At 65.3% G+C, this 18209-nt stretch carries 16 protein-coding genes and 1 tRNA gene; 8 read left to right on the top strand and 9 right to left on the bottom strand.

Annotated features, from left to right (window positions below; translation table 11 throughout):
• Positions 1 to 154 precede the first annotated feature (154 nt).
• Complete coding sequence (locus AC3CD9_RS13395; protein WP_253903879.1) at positions 155 to 1270, bottom strand: diacylglycerol/lipid kinase family protein; 1116 nt, start codon at positions 1268 to 1270, stop codon at positions 155 to 157.
• 81 nt (positions 1271 to 1351) lie between these two features.
• On the opposite strand from AC3CD9_RS13395, the gene serS reads away from it, so the two are divergent.
• Both serS and AC3CD9_RS13385 read left to right on the top strand, forming a co-directional pair.
• Positions 1352 to 2632 carry a serine--tRNA ligase gene (gene serS / locus AC3CD9_RS13390; protein WP_488364360.1) on the top strand — a complete coding sequence of 427 codons (1281 nt, stop codon included), beginning with the start codon at positions 1352 to 1354 and terminating at the stop codon, positions 2630 to 2632.
• Between the two features lie 111 nt (positions 2633 to 2743).
• A complete protein-coding gene (locus tag AC3CD9_RS13385) occupies positions 2744 to 3604 on the top strand; it encodes an HAD family hydrolase (RefSeq protein ID WP_488364359.1) in 861 nt (286 codons plus the stop codon).
• Between the two features lie 68 nt (positions 3605 to 3672).
• Here the strand turns inward: AC3CD9_RS13385 and AC3CD9_RS13380 are convergent, their stop codons facing one another.
• From AC3CD9_RS13380 to ilvA, 5 genes are all read right to left on the bottom strand, one after another.
• Entirely contained in the window at positions 3673 to 4515 is an 843-nt protein-coding gene (locus AC3CD9_RS13380) for an HAD family hydrolase (protein WP_488364358.1), read from the bottom strand.
• Positions 4512 to 5084 carry a hypothetical protein gene (locus tag AC3CD9_RS13375; protein ID WP_488364357.1) on the bottom strand — a complete coding sequence of 191 codons (573 nt, stop codon included), beginning with the start codon at positions 5082 to 5084 and terminating at the stop codon, positions 4512 to 4514. The genes AC3CD9_RS13380 and AC3CD9_RS13375 overlap by 4 nt, the downstream gene beginning before the upstream one ends.
• Positions 5081 to 5668 (bottom strand): proteasome activator, encoded by a 588-nt coding sequence (locus AC3CD9_RS13370; protein ID WP_488364356.1) that lies wholly within the window; start codon positions 5666 to 5668, stop codon positions 5081 to 5083. Before AC3CD9_RS13370 ends, AC3CD9_RS13375 begins: the two co-directional genes overlap by 4 nt.
• Positions 5669 to 5671: 3 nt before the next feature.
• Positions 5672 to 6676 (bottom strand): NAD(P)H-quinone oxidoreductase, encoded by a 1005-nt coding sequence (locus tag AC3CD9_RS13365; RefSeq protein ID WP_488364355.1) that lies wholly within the window; start codon positions 6674 to 6676, stop codon positions 5672 to 5674.
• 103 nt (positions 6677 to 6779) lie between these two features.
• Positions 6780 to 8051, bottom strand: a complete 1272-nt coding sequence (gene ilvA / locus AC3CD9_RS13360; protein ID WP_488367553.1) for a threonine ammonia-lyase IlvA — start codon at positions 8049 to 8051, stop codon at positions 6780 to 6782.
• Positions 8052 to 8316: 265 nt separating this feature from the next.
• On the opposite strand from ilvA, the gene AC3CD9_RS13355 reads away from it, so the two are divergent.
• The 5 genes from AC3CD9_RS13355 to AC3CD9_RS13335 all read left to right on the top strand — a co-directional run bounded on the left by AC3CD9_RS13355 (position 8317) and on the right by AC3CD9_RS13335 (position 14572).
• A complete protein-coding gene (locus AC3CD9_RS13355; protein WP_488364354.1) occupies positions 8317 to 10926 on the top strand; it encodes a maltokinase N-terminal cap-like domain-containing protein in 2610 nt (869 codons plus the stop codon).
• A 174-nt stretch (positions 10927 to 11100) separates the two neighbouring features.
• Positions 11101 to 11191, top strand: a tRNA-Ser gene (locus AC3CD9_RS13350).
• A gap of 133 nt (positions 11192 to 11324) precedes the next feature.
• On the top strand, positions 11325 to 12254 hold the full coding sequence (locus tag AC3CD9_RS13345) for an AraC-like ligand-binding domain-containing protein (protein WP_488364353.1): 930 nt from the start codon (positions 11325 to 11327) through the stop codon (positions 12252 to 12254).
• A 207-nt stretch (positions 12255 to 12461) separates the two neighbouring features.
• A complete protein-coding gene (locus tag AC3CD9_RS13340) occupies positions 12462 to 13460 on the top strand; it encodes a carbon-nitrogen hydrolase family protein (protein WP_488364351.1) in 999 nt (332 codons plus the stop codon).
• A 2-nt stretch (positions 13461 to 13462) separates the two neighbouring features.
• On the top strand, positions 13463 to 14572 hold the full coding sequence (locus tag AC3CD9_RS13335; protein WP_488364350.1) for a phenylacetaldoxime dehydratase family protein: 1110 nt from the start codon (positions 13463 to 13465) through the stop codon (positions 14570 to 14572).
• Positions 14573 to 14582: 10 nt separating this feature from the next.
• Here AC3CD9_RS13335 and AC3CD9_RS13330 read toward each other — a convergent pair whose 3' ends face one another.
• The 3 genes from AC3CD9_RS13330 to AC3CD9_RS13320 all read right to left on the bottom strand — a co-directional run bounded on the left by AC3CD9_RS13330 (position 14583) and on the right by AC3CD9_RS13320 (position 17026).
• Entirely contained in the window at positions 14583 to 15122 is a 540-nt protein-coding gene (locus AC3CD9_RS13330) for an MOSC domain-containing protein (protein ID WP_488364348.1), read from the bottom strand.
• Positions 15123 to 15377: 255 nt separating this feature from the next.
• The gene (locus AC3CD9_RS13325; protein ID WP_488364346.1) at positions 15378 to 16814 is read right to left on the bottom strand and encodes an APC family permease; all 1437 of its coding nucleotides are present in this window, start codon (positions 16812 to 16814) and stop codon (positions 15378 to 15380) included.
• A complete protein-coding gene (locus AC3CD9_RS13320; protein ID WP_488364345.1) occupies positions 16793 to 17026 on the bottom strand; it encodes a hypothetical protein in 234 nt (77 codons plus the stop codon). Before AC3CD9_RS13320 ends, AC3CD9_RS13325 begins: the two co-directional genes overlap by 22 nt.
• 99 nt (positions 17027 to 17125) lie before the next feature.
• On the opposite strand from AC3CD9_RS13320, the gene AC3CD9_RS13315 reads away from it, so the two are divergent.
• Positions 17126 to 18208, top strand: a complete 1083-nt coding sequence (locus AC3CD9_RS13315) for an MBL fold metallo-hydrolase (protein ID WP_488364344.1) — start codon at positions 17126 to 17128, stop codon at positions 18206 to 18208.
• The last annotated feature ends 1 nt before the right edge of the window (position 18209 follow it).

Here is an 18209-nt window from a genome sequence, read left to right as displayed (position 1 = left end):
AAACTATTTCTGTACGTTTTGTTCAGGTTTAAAAGCGGTAACACTTAGGTGAATTCCTTTAACCGTTTCGTGACCTACTCGTCGGTAAAAGAATGGCTGTCAGTGCCGCCTCGGCGAAAGGACGCGTCGGCCGCGCGAATTCAGCGGTTCCGAACTAGACCGGCCACGCCTCGGCGCGGATCTGCTTGCGCTGTTCGACGGTGGGCACGCGGACGGTCAGGGCGGAGGGGTCGACTTCCATCTCGAGGTAGGACGACTGTCCCAGCGGGTCCCCGTCGATCTGGATATCGACCTCGTCACCGGCTTCGATGACGACCTTTCGGCACTTCCGGATGTTCGTGTGCAGCCCGCGCGAGGCTCGGCGGCCGGCGATCGATGCGAGCACGCCGACCCACTGGCCGAGGTTCTTCGGGCTGACGATGAGCACGTCGAGCATGCCGTCGTCGATGACGGCCTGCGGCAGCAGCTGGATGCCTCCCTGCAATCGGCCGCAGTTGCCGCCGAGCACCGAACGCACCCTTGCCGAAATCCGATATTCGTCGTCGAACGTGACCTTGACATGACTGGGTTTGCCGGTGAGCTTCCGCGATCCCGCCTCGACGTAGGCGAGCCATCCGAGGCGGGCCTTGAGATCGTCGTTGGTATCGGCCATGACCGCGGCGTCGAAGCCGAGTCCGGTCATCACGGTGAAGACATGGGTATCGCCGTCGGGGGCGATCTTCGCCTTCCCCACGTCGATCTCCCGGTTGCGACCCCACAGGGCGATCCGCAGCGCCCACTCCGTCTTGTCGAGGACGAGATCGATATTGCGGGCGAGCAGATTCCCGGTCCCCAACGGCACGATCCCCAGCGGAGTGGAGGTTCCCGCCAGCGCCGAGGCGACCGCGCGGATGGTGCCGTCCCCGCCGGCGGCGATGACGACGTCGACCCCCTCGTCGAGGGCACGGACCGTGGCCCCCTCACCGGAATCCTCGGGGGTGGTCTCGAGCACGAGCGGAGGGTTCCATCCCTCGAAACGACAGATCGCCTCGGCGGTGGCGGCCAATTTGCGCACATCGGTCTTCGTGGGATTGACGATGAGCGCGGCACGGTATCTGGCCGCATCATCGACCGCCTCGTCGGAGAGGTTCGCCGGGTGGGCGTAGCGTCTCATCGTGTTGAGCGTGCGTCGCACGCCGTTGCGGCGGCCGATGAGGAACGCGGCCACGAGCACGGCGAGGGCACCGATGACGATGACCCATGTCATCAGGGGGTCCAACTCGATGATCATGTCCCAAATCTACAGTGCCCCGGTCGTGTGCAGGCTGAGTGCCGAATATCGAAAACACGCCCGGCCCGTTAAGCTGAGAGGGTGATCGATCTAGCGCTTCTCAGAGACAACCCGGCCCTGTTCAAGGCATCGCAGGAGGCTCGCGGGGCATCCGTCGAGCTCATCGACGAGGTCATCGCCGCCGATTCCGCTCGTCGTGCGGCCATCACCGCCTTCGAAGACGCACGTGCGGATCAGAAATCCTTCTCCTCTCAGATCGCGAAGGCGCCGAAGGAGGACAAGCCGGCACTCATCGCGGAGGGCAAGGCGAAGTCCGAGGCCGTGAAGTCGCTGTCCGCGGAATCCGAAGAAGCCACTTTCGCCTTCGACCAGCTCGTGTCGAAGGTCCCGAACCTCATCATCGACGGCATCCCTGCCGGCGGCGAAGAGAACTTCGTGACGCTCAAGACCGTGGGCGAACCCCGCGACTTCACCCCGGACGGCTTCGAACCGCTCGATCATCTCGAGATCGGTGAGAAGCTGAAGGCCATCGACACTCAGCGGGGAACGAAGGTTTCCGGATCGCGTTTCCACTACCTCACCGGTTTCGGCGCGAAGCTGGAGATGGCTCTGCTCAACCTCGCCCGCGACGTCGCCGAGGAGGCCGGGTTCAGCCCGACCATCACCCCGACCCTGGTCCGTCCCGAGGTCATGCGCGGCACCGGGTTCCTCGGTGAGCACGCCGATGAGGTGTACCGTCTCGAAGCCGACGATCTGTTCCTCGTCGGCACCTCCGAGGTGCCCCTGGCCGGCTACCACATGGACGAGATCATCGATCTCTCCGACGGTCCGCTGCGCTACGCCGGCATCTCCTCCTGCTACCGCCGCGAGGCCGGCTCCTACGGCAAGGACACCCGCGGAATCATCCGCGTCCACCAGTTCCAGAAGGTCGAAATGTTCGCCTACGTCCCAGTCGAGGATGCCGAAGCCGAACACGAGCGGATGCTGTCGCTGCAGGAGAAGATGCTCGGACTGTGCGAACTGCCGTACCGGGTCATCGACACAGCTGCCGGCGACCTCGGTGATTCGGCTGCCCGCAAGTTCGACTGCGAAGCCTGGGTGCCGACGCAGGGCACCTACCGGGAACTGACCTCGACGTCGAACTGCACGACGTTCCAGGCACGCCGCCTGCAGATCCGCGAACGCCGCGACGGATCGACCCGCCCCGTCGCCACCCTCAACGGAACCATGGCCAACACCCGCTGGCTGGTGCCGATCCTCGAGAACCATCAGCAGGCGGACGGTTCGGTCACGGTGCCCGAGGCACTGCGGCCCTACCTCGGCGGGATGACCGCACAGGGACCGGAAGGACCGCGCTACTGAGCCTGTGCCGGGACGCGGGGAACTGACCGTGCGGCGGAACTCGGCGGGACTCGGTTGGGTTCGGTCGCCTCGGCGCCGGGAAGAACGACGACAAGAAGATTCACGCATACGTTGGGAGACACATTGACCCCGCACCTCATCGCACTCGATGTCGACGGCACGATCGTCGGCTACGACGGAACCCTGTCGGAGTCGGTGAAGCAGGTGCTCGATCGGCTCGCCGAGGAGGACCACCATCTTGTGATCTCCACCGGCCGTGCCCTGCCGGGCGCGCTCGAGGTCGTCCATGCGCTCGACCTCAAACACGGTTTCGTCGTGTGCTCGAACGGATCCGTCGTCGTCCGCCTCGACCCGGAGCTGCCATTGGGGTGGGAGTTGCACCATGTCGTGTCCTTCGACCCGAAGGATGCGCTCGAGCAGATGCACGCGGCGCTGCCGACGGCGCTGTTCCTCGTCGAGGATCCGGACCTGCACCGATGGGCGTCCGGGGCGTTCCCGGTCGGCGAACTCGCCGAATCCGACACCCTCGACATCGTCGACTTCGACGAGCTGCTGACCAAGCGAGCCACCCGCATCGTCATGCGCGAAGTCAACGGCACCGCCGAGGAGTTCGCTGCCGCAGTGGACTCGCTCGGACTGCATGAGGTCAGCTACTCGGTGGGCTGGAGCAACTGGCTCGACATCGCCCCGGACGGGGTCTCGAAGGCCAGCGGTCTGGAGATCGTGGCCGAGGAACTCGGAGTCGAGCACGCCCACACTGTGGGGGCCGGAGACGGACTCAACGACCTCGAGATGATCGAATGGGTCGAACACGGCATCGTCATGGGGCAGTCGAAGGACGAACTCAAGGTGCTCGCGAGCGTGGTCACCGACTCGGTCGACGACGACGGACTGGCAGTAGCACTGGTCGATTACTTCAGCCTCGACTCAGCGCTCCTCGAGGCAGAGGGCACCACCAACACCCGCCCCTAATTACTACCTGACGGCGGCCCAGCAACCTCGCGCGAGGTAGCTGGGCCGCCGTCAGGTAGCAATTGGGACTAGTTGGCGCGGGTGTCCAAGACGGCGTCGAGGTAGCGGGCGACGCCATCGTCGTCGACCTCGTCGGTGACGGCCGCAGCGATCGCCTTGACCGATCCCAGCGCATTGCCCATCGCGACCCCGTGCCCGGCCCACGACAGCATCTCGATGTCATTGGGCATATCCCCGAACGCCATCACCTGCGACTGTGCCACCCCGAGGTGGTCGCACAGGTCGGACAGCGTCTTCGCTTTCGTGATCCCATGTGGTGCCAGTTCGACGAGGCCGTTGTCCGGTTCGGAGAACGAGGCATGACAGGTGCCGTCGACGAGCGGATCGATGAGGTTGTGCATCGCCTGCGAATCGCTCGTCTCCAGACGCACGAGCACCTTGACGACGTCCTCGCCGTCGAGTTCGGAGACATCGTCGATGATCCTGGCCTCACGCGGTCGGCCGGTGACGAACTCCCGGTCGATGAAGCCGCCGTTGAGCGTCTCGTAGGCGAACCGGGCCTCGGGATGATCGACGCGGACCGCCGCGGTGATCTCCGCCAGCGTCTGTGAGTCGATAGTGTGCGCATCGACGACGGACTGCGATGCGATGTCGTAGACGACCGCACCGTTGAGGCAGACGACTCGACCGAGGTCGGGGATTTGCTCAGCGATCGGCGCCAACCATCGGACGGGCCGTCCGGTGACGAGCACGAACGGGATTCCCGCATCCTGACAGCGGTGGATCGCATCGATCGTGGCCGTCGAGATCGGCTTCCAGTTCAGCAGCAGCGTGCCGTCGATATCGCTGGCGACGAGGCCGAGGTCGAAGTCATCCGGCGGCAGGATATCGGGGCTGATCGGAGGTCTCATGATACCTCCACCCTAGCGAGAATCTCCCGCGCCCGCCCCAGCAGCTCCTCGGCATCCGTGATGAACCGAACCGTGGCCTCCGCGCTCGAGTCGATCGACCGTCCCGACGACTCGTCCGACCGTGCCATCGATGCCGCGAGCACTGCCTCGCCGACCTTCGATGAGGCCTTCGTCAGCAGCTCCGGTGCGTCGCCGACGGCTTGCCGAGCGGGTCCGGGCACCACCTGACCGGTGACGGGGTGGCGGGCGTGGAGGGTCGCGGTGAGGTCGTCGACGACGTCGACGAGTGGGTTGAGCCGGTGGGTGCCGTCGACGATGACGTCGATCGGATCCTTCGCCGAGGCGGCCGTGACCGAGCCGTCGGATGATCCCGCCGAGGCGGCTCCCGAGGCGGTGCTGCCACCGGAGTCCCGTGCCTCGTGGAGGGCCACCGCGGTGGTGTAGTACCGGTCGACGGCGCGGATGAAGCGGTCGCGGTTGTGGCGCCACAGACCGGTGCCGAACCGGTCATCGTCCTTGACCGCGGTCGGAATCGCCTTCTTGCGCAGACCGGAGAAGAAGCGCTTCACAGATAGTTGCCGGTGCCGCGATCGTCGCGGTCCGACTCCTGCTTTTCGCCGGGCTGCCCGTCAGCCGGCGTCATTCCGGGCGGAACCATTCCCGGAGGCAGTTGGCCGCGACCGGCCATCTGCTGGGCCATGGCCGGCTGTGCCATGATCGCGGTCTGGATACCGTGGAAGAGACCTTCTAACCAACCGACGAGCTGAGCCTGGGCGATCCGCAGCTCCGAGGTCGTCGGGGGACCGTCGGCCGAGTCGAAGGGCAGGTCGAGGCGCTCGAGCTCCTCGATGAGGTCCTTCGACAACCCATCTTCGAGTTCGTCGATGGAGCGGCGATAGATCTCGGCGAGGCGCTCGCGTCCCTTCTCGTCGAGCTCGGTGCCGCGGACCTCCTCGAGCAGCTGTTTGACCATGGTGCCGATGCGCATCACCTTCGCCGGTGACGAGACATCCGCCTGATCGTGCTGCGCCTTGGCGAGTCCGGACTGCACACTGTCGGCGTTCGACGCACCGTCTGTGGTCGGTGCGTCCGCGGCGCTCGTCTCACCCGCGGAGTTCTGGACGCCGTCTGCGGACTCGGGAATCTCAGCCATTGCTCATGCACCTTCCTCATCGACGATGAGCAGAACCTTTCCGATGTTCGCCCCGTCCTCCAGCGTCTGATGAGCACGGACGACGTCGGTCAACGGCATGGCCTCGTGGATGATGGGGCGGATGTCGCCCGAGACCACGGCCGGCCAGAGACGGTCGGCCACCTCGGCGACGATGGCGATCTTCTGGTCCTTCGGCCGCGCCCGCAGGGTCGTGGCGGAGACTGACTTGCGCGGCTGCATGAGCCAGCCGAGGTTGATCTCGGTCTTCGTTCCGCCCTGCATGCCGATGATGACGAGACGGCCGTCGGTGCCCAGCGCCTTGATATTGCGCTCGAGGTACTTCGCGCCGATGATGTCGAGGATGACATCGGCTCCGGTCGACCCGTCGTCGTGGGTGCAGATCTCGCGGACGCGTTCGACGAAGTCCTCTTCGCGGTAGTTGATGACGGCATCGGCACCGAGTTCGCGGCAGAATTCGGCCTTCTTCTCTGAGCCGACGGTCACGACGATCTTCACGCCGAGGTGGCGCGCGATCTGGATCGCGGCCGTGCCGATTCCGGAGCCGCCGCCGTGGACGAGCAGCCATTCGCCGGCCTGCACCTGTCCGCGGCCGACGATGTTCGACCAGACGGTCGACAGCACCTCGGGCAGGGCGGCCGCCTCGGTGAGGTCGAAGCCGGCGGGGACGGGAAGCAGCTGACCAGCGGGAACGGGCACGTATTCGGCGTATCCGCCGCCTGAGAGCAGAGCCGCGACCCGGTCGCCGACGGACCAGCCGGTGACGTCGGCGCCGAGCTCTTCGATCGTCCCGGAGACCTCGAGACCAGGAATCGTGGTGGCCCCGGGCGGGGGATCGTAGAAGCCGCGGCGCTGCAGCAGGTCGGCCCTGTTGACGCCGGCGGCATGGACGCGGACGAGGACCTCGTCGGCGGCGATGTCTGGTGTGGGTTCGTCGGTGACCTGCAGGACCTCGGGCTCACCGGGGGAGGAGATCGTGATAGCGCGCATGCGTCCACTCTAGTAGCTGGGTGCGCGAGTGGGCAGGGGCATCCGCGCGGTGGGGGTTCGGTGAAGGGCAACTCGGGATGAGGGAGGGCGACAGCGACGCCGCTCAGGCGAAGAGGCGGAACATCGGCGAGTTCTGGTGGACGCGCTCGACCTCGATGTTCGAGGCCTCCATCCGCTCGAGCAGGTTCGGCAGGTCTTCGGCATAGCCGAGCTGAATGCCGACGAACGCCGGTCCGGTCTCCCGGTCGGAGCGTTTGACGTACTCGAACATCGCGATGTCGTCCTCGGGCCCGAGCACCTCGTTGAGGAACCGGCGCAGGGCACCGGGCTCCTGCGGGAAGTCGACGATGAAGTAGTGCTTGAGGCCCTCGTGGACGAGTGAGCGTTCGAGGATCTCCGGGTAGCGGGAGATGTCGTTGTTGCCGCCGGAGACCAGGCACACCACGGTCGAACCGGGTTCAATCGTGATCGGCTTGTCCGAGTCCGGGCCGCCGATCCCGGCCGAGGCCAGGGCGCCGGAGGGCTCGGCGATGATGCCGTCGACCTGGTACATATCGAGCATCTCGGTGGCCACCGCGCCCTCGGCGACGGGGCGGATGTCGAGGCCGAGGTCGGCGATGACGTCATAGGTGATGTTGCCGGCCCGGCGCACGGCGGTGCCGTCGGCGAAACGGTCGATGTTCTCCAAGGTCACGGGGTGGCCGGCCTTGAGCGCTGCGATCATCGAGGCGGCTCCGGCAGGTTCGGCGCCGATGACCTTCGTGTTCGGCATCCGTTCGGCCGCATAGGCGGCGATTCCCGCGAGCACTCCGCCGCCGCCGACGGGAACGATGATGTAATCCGGGTCGGTTTCCAGCTGAGCGTGGATCTCCGCGGCCACGGTGCCCTGACCGGCGATGGTGCGCATATCGTCGAAGGCCGAGACCAGGAGTGCCTCATTGCGTTCGGCGAACCGGTGGGCCAACGCCGAGGCGTCATCGTAGGTGGAGCCGGCGATCTCGATCGTCACCTGCTCCCCGCCGAAGTGACGGACGCGTTCGATCTTCTGCTTCGGCGTCGTCTTCGGCACGAAGATCGTGCCCTGGATGCCCAGTTCCTTGCAGGCGCGAGCGAAGCCCTGGGCGTGGTTGCCCGCCGAGGCGCAGACGACACCGCGGGCGCGTTCGTCGGCATCGAGCTGGAGCATGAAGTTGAAGGCGCCGCGGATCTTGTAGGACCGCACCATCTGCAGGTCCTCACGCTTGAGGTAGACCGTGGAACCGGTTGCGGCCGTCAGCCGCTCGCAGATCTGAAGTGGCGACAGGATGACGGAATCGGAAATTCGCAGCGCAGCCGCCTCGACCTCGCCGGCGAGTGTGAGCTTCTGGGGTGCCATATCTGTTTCAACCACCAGACTATTGTGCGCCCTTTGTCTTGCTATTTGGCAACTCGTATCGATATGAGGACAGCCGCGGGGCCGCTGAGAACCCGCCCCGGTCCGCCCCGCTATGACCGTCCCTAATCCCTCCCGTCCCCGCCTCGCATTTACCCGAACCCCGTGATTCGGCTCCCGACTTCGGGGTTTCGGGTGCGCCCTGGACCGCGAACACCCCATATCATGATTGGATGGAGGATGCCCGTAATCCCTTCTAGGAGACGTCATGGCCATCAGCAGTGAGCTCGAACAACTGTTAGCCAGCTGGATACCCCGACAGCCGTGGTTTCCCAAGCTCGCAGCAGATTTCGGGACCGACCCCGACATCACCCCCATGTCGGTGGCCCGCGCGTTCACTTACACCGCCGAGGAGCTCGGGGGCTTCGCCGGTCTCGTGACCGTCATCTCCGTCGGCGACGGCCCCACCCTGCGTCGCCTCAACATCCCCCTGACCCTGCGCGGTGCCGAGGACATGCACCTGCGCCACGCCCTCATCGGCCGCGTCGACGACCTCGCGCTCGGCACCGTCTACGTCTACGACGGCGCCGCCGATCCCGTCTTCGTCAACCTCATGGCCGACGCGATCACGAAGCGCAAGGTCTTCGACGGCGGGCAGCTGTCCACCGAGTCCCTGCGCCACAGCCAGGAGAAGACCGAGGCCCGGGACCGTGCGCCGATGCCGTTCCCGGTGACCGCGAACGGCGCGGCCGCCTCGGCGAATGGATCGACGAACACCGCCGCCGAGGCGGTCCCACCGAAGCCATCGATCGGAGACCTCACGGTGGGAGCGGAGGACGTCATGCCCGTCGAGATCCGCCCGATCGAGGTCTCGGACTCCGGGCAGCACAAGTCGACCGTCATCATCCACGACGAATACGAGCCGCTGGAGCTCTCGTTCTTCCGCGTCCTCGAGAACGGAATGCCGTCGTCGCTGACGATTCCGGTTCTGCTCACCGAGGCGGGTTCGCGCAGCGTGCCCGAGGTCATCGGCTGGGGTTCGGGCCGCTGGTACGACATGTTCGAGGTCCAGGAGATGGAGGCGCCGATGGCGCTGCTCTCCCACGTCGATGTCGACGCCGAACCCGCATGGCGAGAAGCCGTGAACACGGTGTGCGCCGTCGACTCCGGTTCGATCGGGGCCTACAACGCCCACGCCGCAGAGATGGGTCGGCGCATCGGCGAACTGCACACGGACATGGCCGCCGAGTTCGGAGTCGTCGAAGGCGCCGGCGAACCGACGAAGCAGCTGGTGCAGAAGTGGGTCGAACGCATCGACTGGGCGCTGGGCCGGGCACCCCTGGCCCTGGATTCGCTGGTGCCGGAGCTGCGCGGCCACCGTGCCAGGCTGCAGAGCATGGAGACCATCGGCACCCTGCAGAAGATCCACGGCGAGCTGACGCTCGACCATGTGATCAGCTCGTCCACCGACGGCTATTCGGTCGTGAAGTTCACGGACTCGACGGACTCGGACCCCAAGCCCGCCGCCTTCGACCTCGTGGCTCTGCTGCGCAGCATCGACTACGCTGCCGGTTTCGCTCGTCTGCAGCGCACCGACGCGCTCGACTCCGAGGACGGCTCGCTGGTCGTCAGCGGCTTCGGCAACGATCCGGGAGCGCTGCGCGCGATCTTCGATTCGCCCGAGTACCTGTGGGCCTCGCAGGTCCAGAACTCGCTGCTGTCCGGATATTCGCGGGCGCGCGGCGACAGCATCGGGCTGAGCGATCCCGTGCTGCGCGCGGCGCTGGTCGACCGGCTTCTCGTCGAGGTCGTCACCGAGCTGCGCAACCGCCCGAACTGGCTGTCCGTGCCGCTGGCCACGCTCACCCTCGTCCTCAAGGGCAAGCCCGCCCGCACCGAGGAGGCTGCTGAGGCCCGCCTCAACTGGTCTGATTCCGGCGAGGCGGGGTCCGATGCGGCCGAGGACTCTCCAGCTTCCGGCGATGCAGCCGGTGCTGACGGAGGTGCCGGTGCCGAGAGCTCGGATTCGGAAGTGGCGTCGAGCGATGCGTTCGCCGTGGCTCCACCCGCCGACGAGGCGACCGCCGCCGATTCAGAGTCGGTCTCTGCGGCGCCCCGTGGAACCTCCGGTGCCGTCGCGGCCGCAATCGCGAACTCAGACTCCGATGACTCAGGCTCCGAAGAGCCAGATGCGGCGAGCGGCACAGACGTACCAGTTGCGACGAGTGGAGCGGACGAATCTGCCTCGGCAGATTCCGAAGCTTCTGAGTCGCCCGGCATGGAGAGCGCGGCCGACGCAGTTTCTGCGGCAGAGTCCGCAGCCGATGGTTCCGCGACCAACGAGACCGGAGCCAGTGAAACCGAAGCCGACGAGGTCGAGGTCGCCGATACCGCGGAGAACACCGTTGACGCGGTCGCGGATCCCGACATCGACGATGTCGAGGACTCCACCGTGGTCCCGCCCCAGGACGATGCACCCGAAGCGGCTCCGGCTCCTGCAGAAGACGAAGAGTTCGTCGACGAGGAAGAGCCGGAAGCTCCGGTCCGACGAGTCCCGGCCTCGTTCGCGGCGCGCGGCGCCACCTCGGAGGACGCCGACAGCACCGGACACGAATCGCAGCCGGCCAAGCCTAAGGACGCACCGAAGCTCGGCCATACGTGGAGCGAACGTTCGCAGAACTCCGGCAGCGACCGCGGAACATTCGGCGAGCAGGTCTCCTACCGTTCAGACAAGAGCCGCGACGACGCCGCGGCACGGCCCGACGAATCATCAGACAAGTCCGGCGACGATTCGAAACCTGCCGGCGGTTCCGTGTTCGATGACCTCCTGGGCACCGAGCGCAAGCGGAACCGGATGAAGAAGCGCAAGAAGGACTGAGCGCCTCCGGGGACACTTCGCCTCGGCCTCGGCTGAGCCCCGAGGCGGTGACGTCCGTGCGCGCATCCGCCAATTGGCAGATGCTGTTGCGGTTGTGAGAAACTATGGTGGCTCGACCTCGCGTCGAGCAGGCCGGGTTCGCTCCATCGCTGTCACAGGCGTGGAGGAACCGAGGGAAGCGTGTCCGAGCGGCCGAAGGAGACGGTCTTGAAAACCGTTGTGCGGCAACCCCGCACCGTGGGTTCGAATCCCACCGCTTCCGCCAAATGACAAGCCCCCGAACTCATCGTCAACAGCGAAGAGTTCGGGGGCTTCTGCGTCGACGTCGACTCAGGCTATGATTCCCTCAATCACACGCATGCAACGGAGTCTGCGCCGAACGCAACAGGGGACGAGTAGTGAGAACCTACACCGCACAGACCCTGTCTACGGCCGAGGCGTCGCCGGACGACGCTGCCGAGGTGTGGACCGACCTCATCTGCGAGACCTTCGTCAAACTCTCCGCGCGACACCGGAACGACGCTCCGTTCCACGGTGAGATCAACCGGGAAGTCCTGGGTGAACTCGAGTTCTCGACCGTCTGCGCTTCCCCGCAGGACGTGGTCCGCACCCGCCGGTTCGCCGCCAGCGCCTCGGACGAATTCCTTCTCTTCTCGATCCAACGCGAGGGTGAAGGCTTCGTTGAACAGGACGGTCGCGTCGCTCGCCTCGTGCCCGGTGGAATCGCGCTGTACGACAGCGCCCGGCCCTACCGCCTGCGCTTCCCCGGCGAGTTCCGTCAACTCGTCGTCCAGCTCCCCAAGACCGCCGTCGGCGTCGACGACACTCGAGCGATCACTGCCGATGCTCACGGTCGCGGCAGCCCCGGAGGAGTCATCGCCCAGCTGCTGCTGACGATGAGCGACCAGCTGAGCGAGGGCGGATCAAGTCTCGACCCGATGGTCGACCACGTCCTCGGCGCCCTGTCGGAGATGCTGCATCCACACGCCCAAGGGTCCGAGACCCCTCTGCCCGACAGCTTCCTGCGTCAGCGCGTGGAGGCGGCGATGCGACGCGAACTCTCCGACCCTGCCTGGACTGTCGAACGTCTCGCCGCGGACGCGCATCTGTCAGTGCGCTCCCTCTATCGTCTGTTCCCCGAAGCTGGGGTTTCGAGCGTGATGCGCGGGATGCGCATCGAGGCCGCCAAGCAGCTCCTCCGCACAAATCCGCACGTCACCGTCGCAGCCGTAGCGGGGCGGTGTGGTTTCGACAGCGAATCCGGGTTCATTCGTGCCTTTCGCGCGGAGACGGGCACGACGCCGAGGCGGTTCCTCGCCGAAAACTGACCGTGGCCGCAGACAGTACTTGACGTTTCCGACCCAGGGTTGAAATTTCGACCTCACGCGTCGGCTAGGCTCGCACGCCAGCGCTGCGGAGGACCACCTCGGCGGGTCGGCAGATTTCGTCACTGACCGCGGCAGGTTTGGTCAGCACCGCACCCGCATCGGCTCAGAGACTGAAGTGGCATACATCACATCAGTTGAGGAGTCATTATGGAACGGACGATCACCGCCGCAGCAGTCCAGGCCGAACCGGTCTGGCTCGATCTCGATGCGACGGTCGAGAAAACCATCGCGCTCATCCGCGAGGCCGCGGCCAATGGAGCCGAACTCGTCGCCTTCCCCGAGACCTTCGTGCCCGGATATCCCTGGTGGATCTGGCTGGACTCGCCTGCCGACGGCATGCGATTCGTCCCCGGCTACGCGCAGAACTCGATGGACACGCACGGTCGCGAGATGGAGCGCATCCGCGCCGCCGCCCGTGAGGCGGGCGTATACGTCGTCCTCGGCTACAGTGCGAAGGCTGGGGGCAGCCTCTACATGGCACAAGCGTTCATCGACGCGGACGGCGAACTCCAGTCAGTCAGGCACAAACTCAAGCCCACCCACGTCGAGCGGACCGTTTTCGGAGAAGGCGACGGTTCCGACCTGCAGGTCCATGAAACGCCACTCGGTCGGATCGGAGCGCTGAACTGCTGGGAGCATCTCCAGCCGCTGACGAAATACTCGTTGTACGCCCAGAACGAGGAGATCCACGTCGGCGCCTGGCCGTCCTTCTCCATCTACGAGGGAGCTGCTGAGGCGCTCAGTCCAGAAGTGAACACTGCGGCCAGTCGCGTCTACGCTGCCGAAGGACAGGCTTTCGTGCTCGCTCCCTGCGCCGTCGTCGGACAGTCGGCGATCGAGACCTTCTGCGACACGGAGACGAAGCGGCATCTGCTCAATTCTGGCGGCGGCCACGCGAGGATCTACGGACCAGAGGGTTCCGAACTCGCCGCGCCGCTTCGTCCAGACGAAGAAGGCATCCTCTACGCCGAACTGGATCCGGCCCTCATCGCGATCGCGAAGTCCGCGGCCGACCCTGTCGGCCACTACTCGCGTCCCGATGTCTTCCGGCTCCTCATCAACCGCAACCCCCTGCCTCGGACTGTGGACGTAGCCACCCAGGCGGATGTGGAGCCGGCAGCGGACCTCTTTGCCGTGGAGGCCTGATCATGGTTGCCTTCGAATCGGCGATCCCCGAGCACCTCGTCCGCGAGCGGACGTGCCCGATGGCGATGAAGGAAGCGTGGCAGCCGCCCTACCCCTCCTACTCCGCGCGGTTCGATCCGTCACGAACCGACCTGACGCTGCTCATACTCGGTGTCCAGGCACCTGCGGCTTCGGCGTCGTCCGGTCAGGCACGCGGGCGGCAGACGACGAAGGCTGCTTTCGACAAGCACTGCACCGCCTTCTTGGAAGGAACCGACCGCGCCAAGGCGGTGGTGTTTCGGGATCAGTCGGAGTGTGTCGACGAGACTGGCGCGCTCAACCGGATGATCATCTGCTATCTCGACGGGTGGGCGGACGGAAGTGCCGATCGTCTCCGTCGCCGATGGTTGGAAGGTTCTGAATCCCGACCCGATTGGGGATTCTTCGTCGAAGAGATCCGCCCCTCGCTCGATCGGGTCGAGACTCTCTACTCCTCAGACTATGTGCAGGGAGTCGGACACCTAGCCGACGCTCTCAGTGGAGAGATCCGCGAACACGGGTATTGGGGGAGCGCCCGGGATAGGATGCCGGCCGCGCAGCGGGACCGACTCGATCCGAAACCCGGAGTCACCGATGTTTTGGCGGGAAGCCTCGTTGTCCATGAGGTCGAGAATCTCTGCCTGATCCGGTCGGGCCAGGACTGGTCCGAGACCTCCGGTAAGGAGCGAGAGATGTACCTCGATGAGGTCGAACCGACGTTGCGGGCGGGAATGGACTACCTTACTTCCGCAGGGACGGAGATCGGGTGCATCGCCAATCGGTATGCGAGGGTCCTCGACGATTCGGGGCGCGCAATTAACCAGAGCTTCGGGCTGAGCTGGTGGCGGAGCATGGCCGAGCTCGACGCCTGGGCGAAAGATCACCCGACGCACAAGGCAATTTTCGGGGTAGCGATGCGCTACCTCGGCGAGCACGGCGGTTCTGGCCACCTCAAACTCACCCATGAGGTATTCGTCATCGAGCGCGCTCGCGGGCGCTTCGAATACCGCAACTGCCACCCAGGGACCGGGCTACTTGCGGCTGGGCGCGTTTCCGACTCAGCCGCGGCCGGAGTCTCCGATGGGATCGATTAGGACCCCGTCATCAGACGGTGGTGAGCGGATGATGCGGCAAGGGTGGAAGCTCGACGGCGATCGAGTCACCCGGACGGACGACTCCGCCTCGGGCGACGATGCCCATGATTCCGGCAAGCCGGCGAACATGGCCATCGTCGTCCTTGAACACGAGGCGCTTCATCAGGCCAGGCTGCAGGCCATCGATCTGACGGCACGGGTTGCGCAGACCGGTGACGGTCACTGTTGCCTCACCGATTCTCAGTCGAGTGCCGACCGGCAGTTCGAACAGATCGACTCCGCGCGTGGTGATGTTCTCCCCGAGGCTGCCCGGCTCCACGGTGAACCCGACCTCGTCGAGGTGCTCGAAGAGTTCGCCGTGGATGAGGTGGACCTGTCGGAGGTTCGGTGCGCTCGGGTCCCTGGCCACTCTGCTGCGATGCTGAACGGTCGTGCCTGCATGAGCGTCACCGGAGACGCCGATACCTTCGACGAGCGTGATCGAGGGCATCGGCTCTTTGCTGAACTCATGCGTAGGGCTGGAGTGGACTGCGCGGACCGAGGACTCCATGGAACTGATTCTCCCATGGGGCCAGCCCCGCGACAGAGACTCTGCTTCCGCTCGTTCAAGGCTGAGCGCGCTTTTCGCTGGGCAGACCTACCGATAACCGCGCTTGGCCTTGAACGACGGAATTTCCGCGGTGCAGCGCTTGAACGACGGTCCGAGCGCTGCCGCCGCTGCCGCTGACCGAGTCGCGCGGCCTCAGTCCCGGACCTGCGCCCCCTGCTCAGGACTGCCGGAACCTCCGGGCGTCCCGACGCCGTCTCATTCCCGGACCGGCGCTCCCGGTTCGGGACCGCTGGAACCAGCGGGCGTCCCAGCGCCGTCCCCGGCCTCAGGCGCCTCTGGTTCGGACATCTCGGCGTCGGCCTCAGGGTCGTCGAAGCTGCGCACCGAGCGCTTGAATCCGCGGGTCAGCACGGCCAGGTAGATGATGCCGATCGCCAGCCACACGAGGCCGCCGACGAGCGCGGTCCCGTGCAGGCTCACCCACAGGATTCCTGTGAGGATCGCACCGATGGCGGGCATCACGACGTAGCTGAACGCCGACTTGAAGTCCTTGACCTGCTTGGTCCGGAAGGCGTAGTGCGCAATGACAGTGAGGTTGACGAAGGTGAAGGCGATGAGCGCACCGAAGTTGATGAGCGCCGAGATGAGCTCGAGGCTGAACGACATCGCCAGCAGGCACACCGCACCGACGAGCACGATGTTGAACACCGGAGTGTGCGTCTTCGGGTTGATGTATCCGAAGGCCTTGCGCGGCAGCACTCCGTTGCGGCCCATCACGAGCATCATCCGCGACACCGACGCATGCGAGGCCAGCCCCGAGGCGGCGGTCGCAGCGAATGCCGCAGCCACGAAGAACAGTTGGAACACGTGGCCGCCGGTGATCATGCCGATCTCCGGCAGCGGATCGTCGACGATGGTGAACTGCGAATTGTCGGGGAAGAGCAGCTGCGCGAAGTAGCCGGCGACGAGGAAGATGAGACCTCCGGCGAGAACGGTGAGCATGATCGCCTTCGGCATGAGACTGACGTGCTTCGCCTCATTCGTGTACATCGTCACCGCGTCGAAGCCGATGAACGAGAAGCACACGACGGTCGCACCGGTGAGAACCGCGCCGAGGTGGACGCCCTCATGGATGAACGGCTCCGGACTGAAGACGACTCCGGCCCCTTCGCCGGCGTTGAGCTGCATGACGGCGAGCACGCAGAACGTGGCAACGAGCACGACCGCGAAGACGAGGAGGACGCCGTTGAGGTTCGCCGTTCCCCGCATCGATGACAGGACGATGCCGGTCATGACGATTGTATAGAGAACGACCCACACCCACGGGGGAGCGTCGGGCACCATCGATTCCATATAGAGCCGAAGGATGAGGCAGTTGACCATCGGCAGCAGCAGATAGTCCAGGAGGGAGGTCCATCCGACGAGGAAGCCGAGCCCCGGAGACATCGTCTCCCGGGTATAGGTGTAGGCCGACCCCGCGGTCGGGAAGACCCTGACCATCTTGCCGTAGCTGAAGGCCGTGAAGATCATGACGATGAGAGCCACGAGGTACGCCGCCGGAACGGCTCCGTTCGTCTGTTCGGAGACGATTCCGAAAGTGTCGAAGACGACCGTCGGCGTCATGTAGCCGAGTCCGAGTCCGACGATGGACCACAGTCCGAGGTTGCGCTTCAGTGAGCCAGAGGCAGCCATATCAATCCTCCCCAATGAGTCTTGCCGCCAGCCGGGCCGTCGACGTCGCCATCGATGATCGGCCCGGAAGTGATGTGCGTCATGATCTTAACGCCCAAGGTACTGAAAACGAAACCATCGCCGAGGATCGGGACAGGTATCAGTGTGAAATCGTGACCTTTCCGATGAAAACCGTCAATATATGCAACGATATCGGTAGTCTCGGCGGACATCACGATGACCAGTTATCGAACGAACCGTCAGCGCCGACGCGAAACAGAGTAGATTGCAGTCAACGGACAATGTGGCCCCACGAGAGGTGTGAGAGCAGTATGGCGATCGAAACGCTCAGTTCCCGACAGTCGGCGGCATGGAAGGACCGAGTCCTGCCACCGGTCGAACAGGTCGTCGAAGGTGTCTGGGCCCTCCCGGTCCCGATCCCGAACAACCCTCTCGTCTACACCTACTGCTATGCCCTCGCCGACGGCTCCGGCGTCGTCCTCATCGACCCGGGCTGGGACGGCAAGGATCAGTACCTGGCGCTCACCTCGGCGCTGGCCGACCTCGGCTTCACGGTCGCCGACATCCACGGAATCGCGATCACCCACTACCACCGCGACCACATCGGGCTCGTGCCCGCACTCCTCGCGAAGAACCCCGACGCCTGGGTCGCCATGCACGGCGAGGACCTGCGCGCGATCAAACGCTTCTACACCAACGCCGTCGACCTCGGCACCGGAATCGACCCCAACCTCAATATCGCCCGCGCCTATGGTGTCCCCGAAGATCGCTGGGCCGAAGTCGAAAGCCTCCAGGTCGGATCGAGCAAGGGCGGGTCGAAGAGCGACTCGATGAGCCTGTACAGACAGGCGATGAGCCGGCTGCCCGAGAACATCCACGTCCTCGATGACGGCACAGAACTCCCGCTCGACGAAGGTCGAGTGACGGCCATGTGGACGCCGGGGCACACCTACGGACACTCCGCGTTCGTCCGCGACGAGGACAAACTGTTCTTCTCCGGCGACCATGTGCTGCCGACGATCACCCCGAACATCGGCCTCGATTCCGGGGCGATCACGCACAGCCTCGGCGATTATCTGCGTTCACTGGAGAAGATCGGCGAGCTCGACGAGGACGTGGCGGTGCTGCCGGCCCACGGCTTCCGCTTCCGCGGACTCCATGACCGCAAGGTCGAACTCGTCGAACACCATCACGAGCGCCTCGGCGAGATCCGCGCCCGCATGGAGGCCACCGACGACCACAGCGTCTACTCGATCGCGGCGGGCCTGCACTGGTCCCGCGGATTCGAGAGCCTGCACAACTTCAACCTCTTCGCCGCCCTTGCCGAAACCGCCGCGCACATGCATTATCTCGGTATCGACATCGGCGTCGGCTCTCTCGTCGGCAAGGATTGAG

This window comes from Brevibacterium sp. MGP-B1 (assembly GCF_057766545.1).
This window is presented reverse-complemented; position numbering and strand designations above follow the sequence as displayed.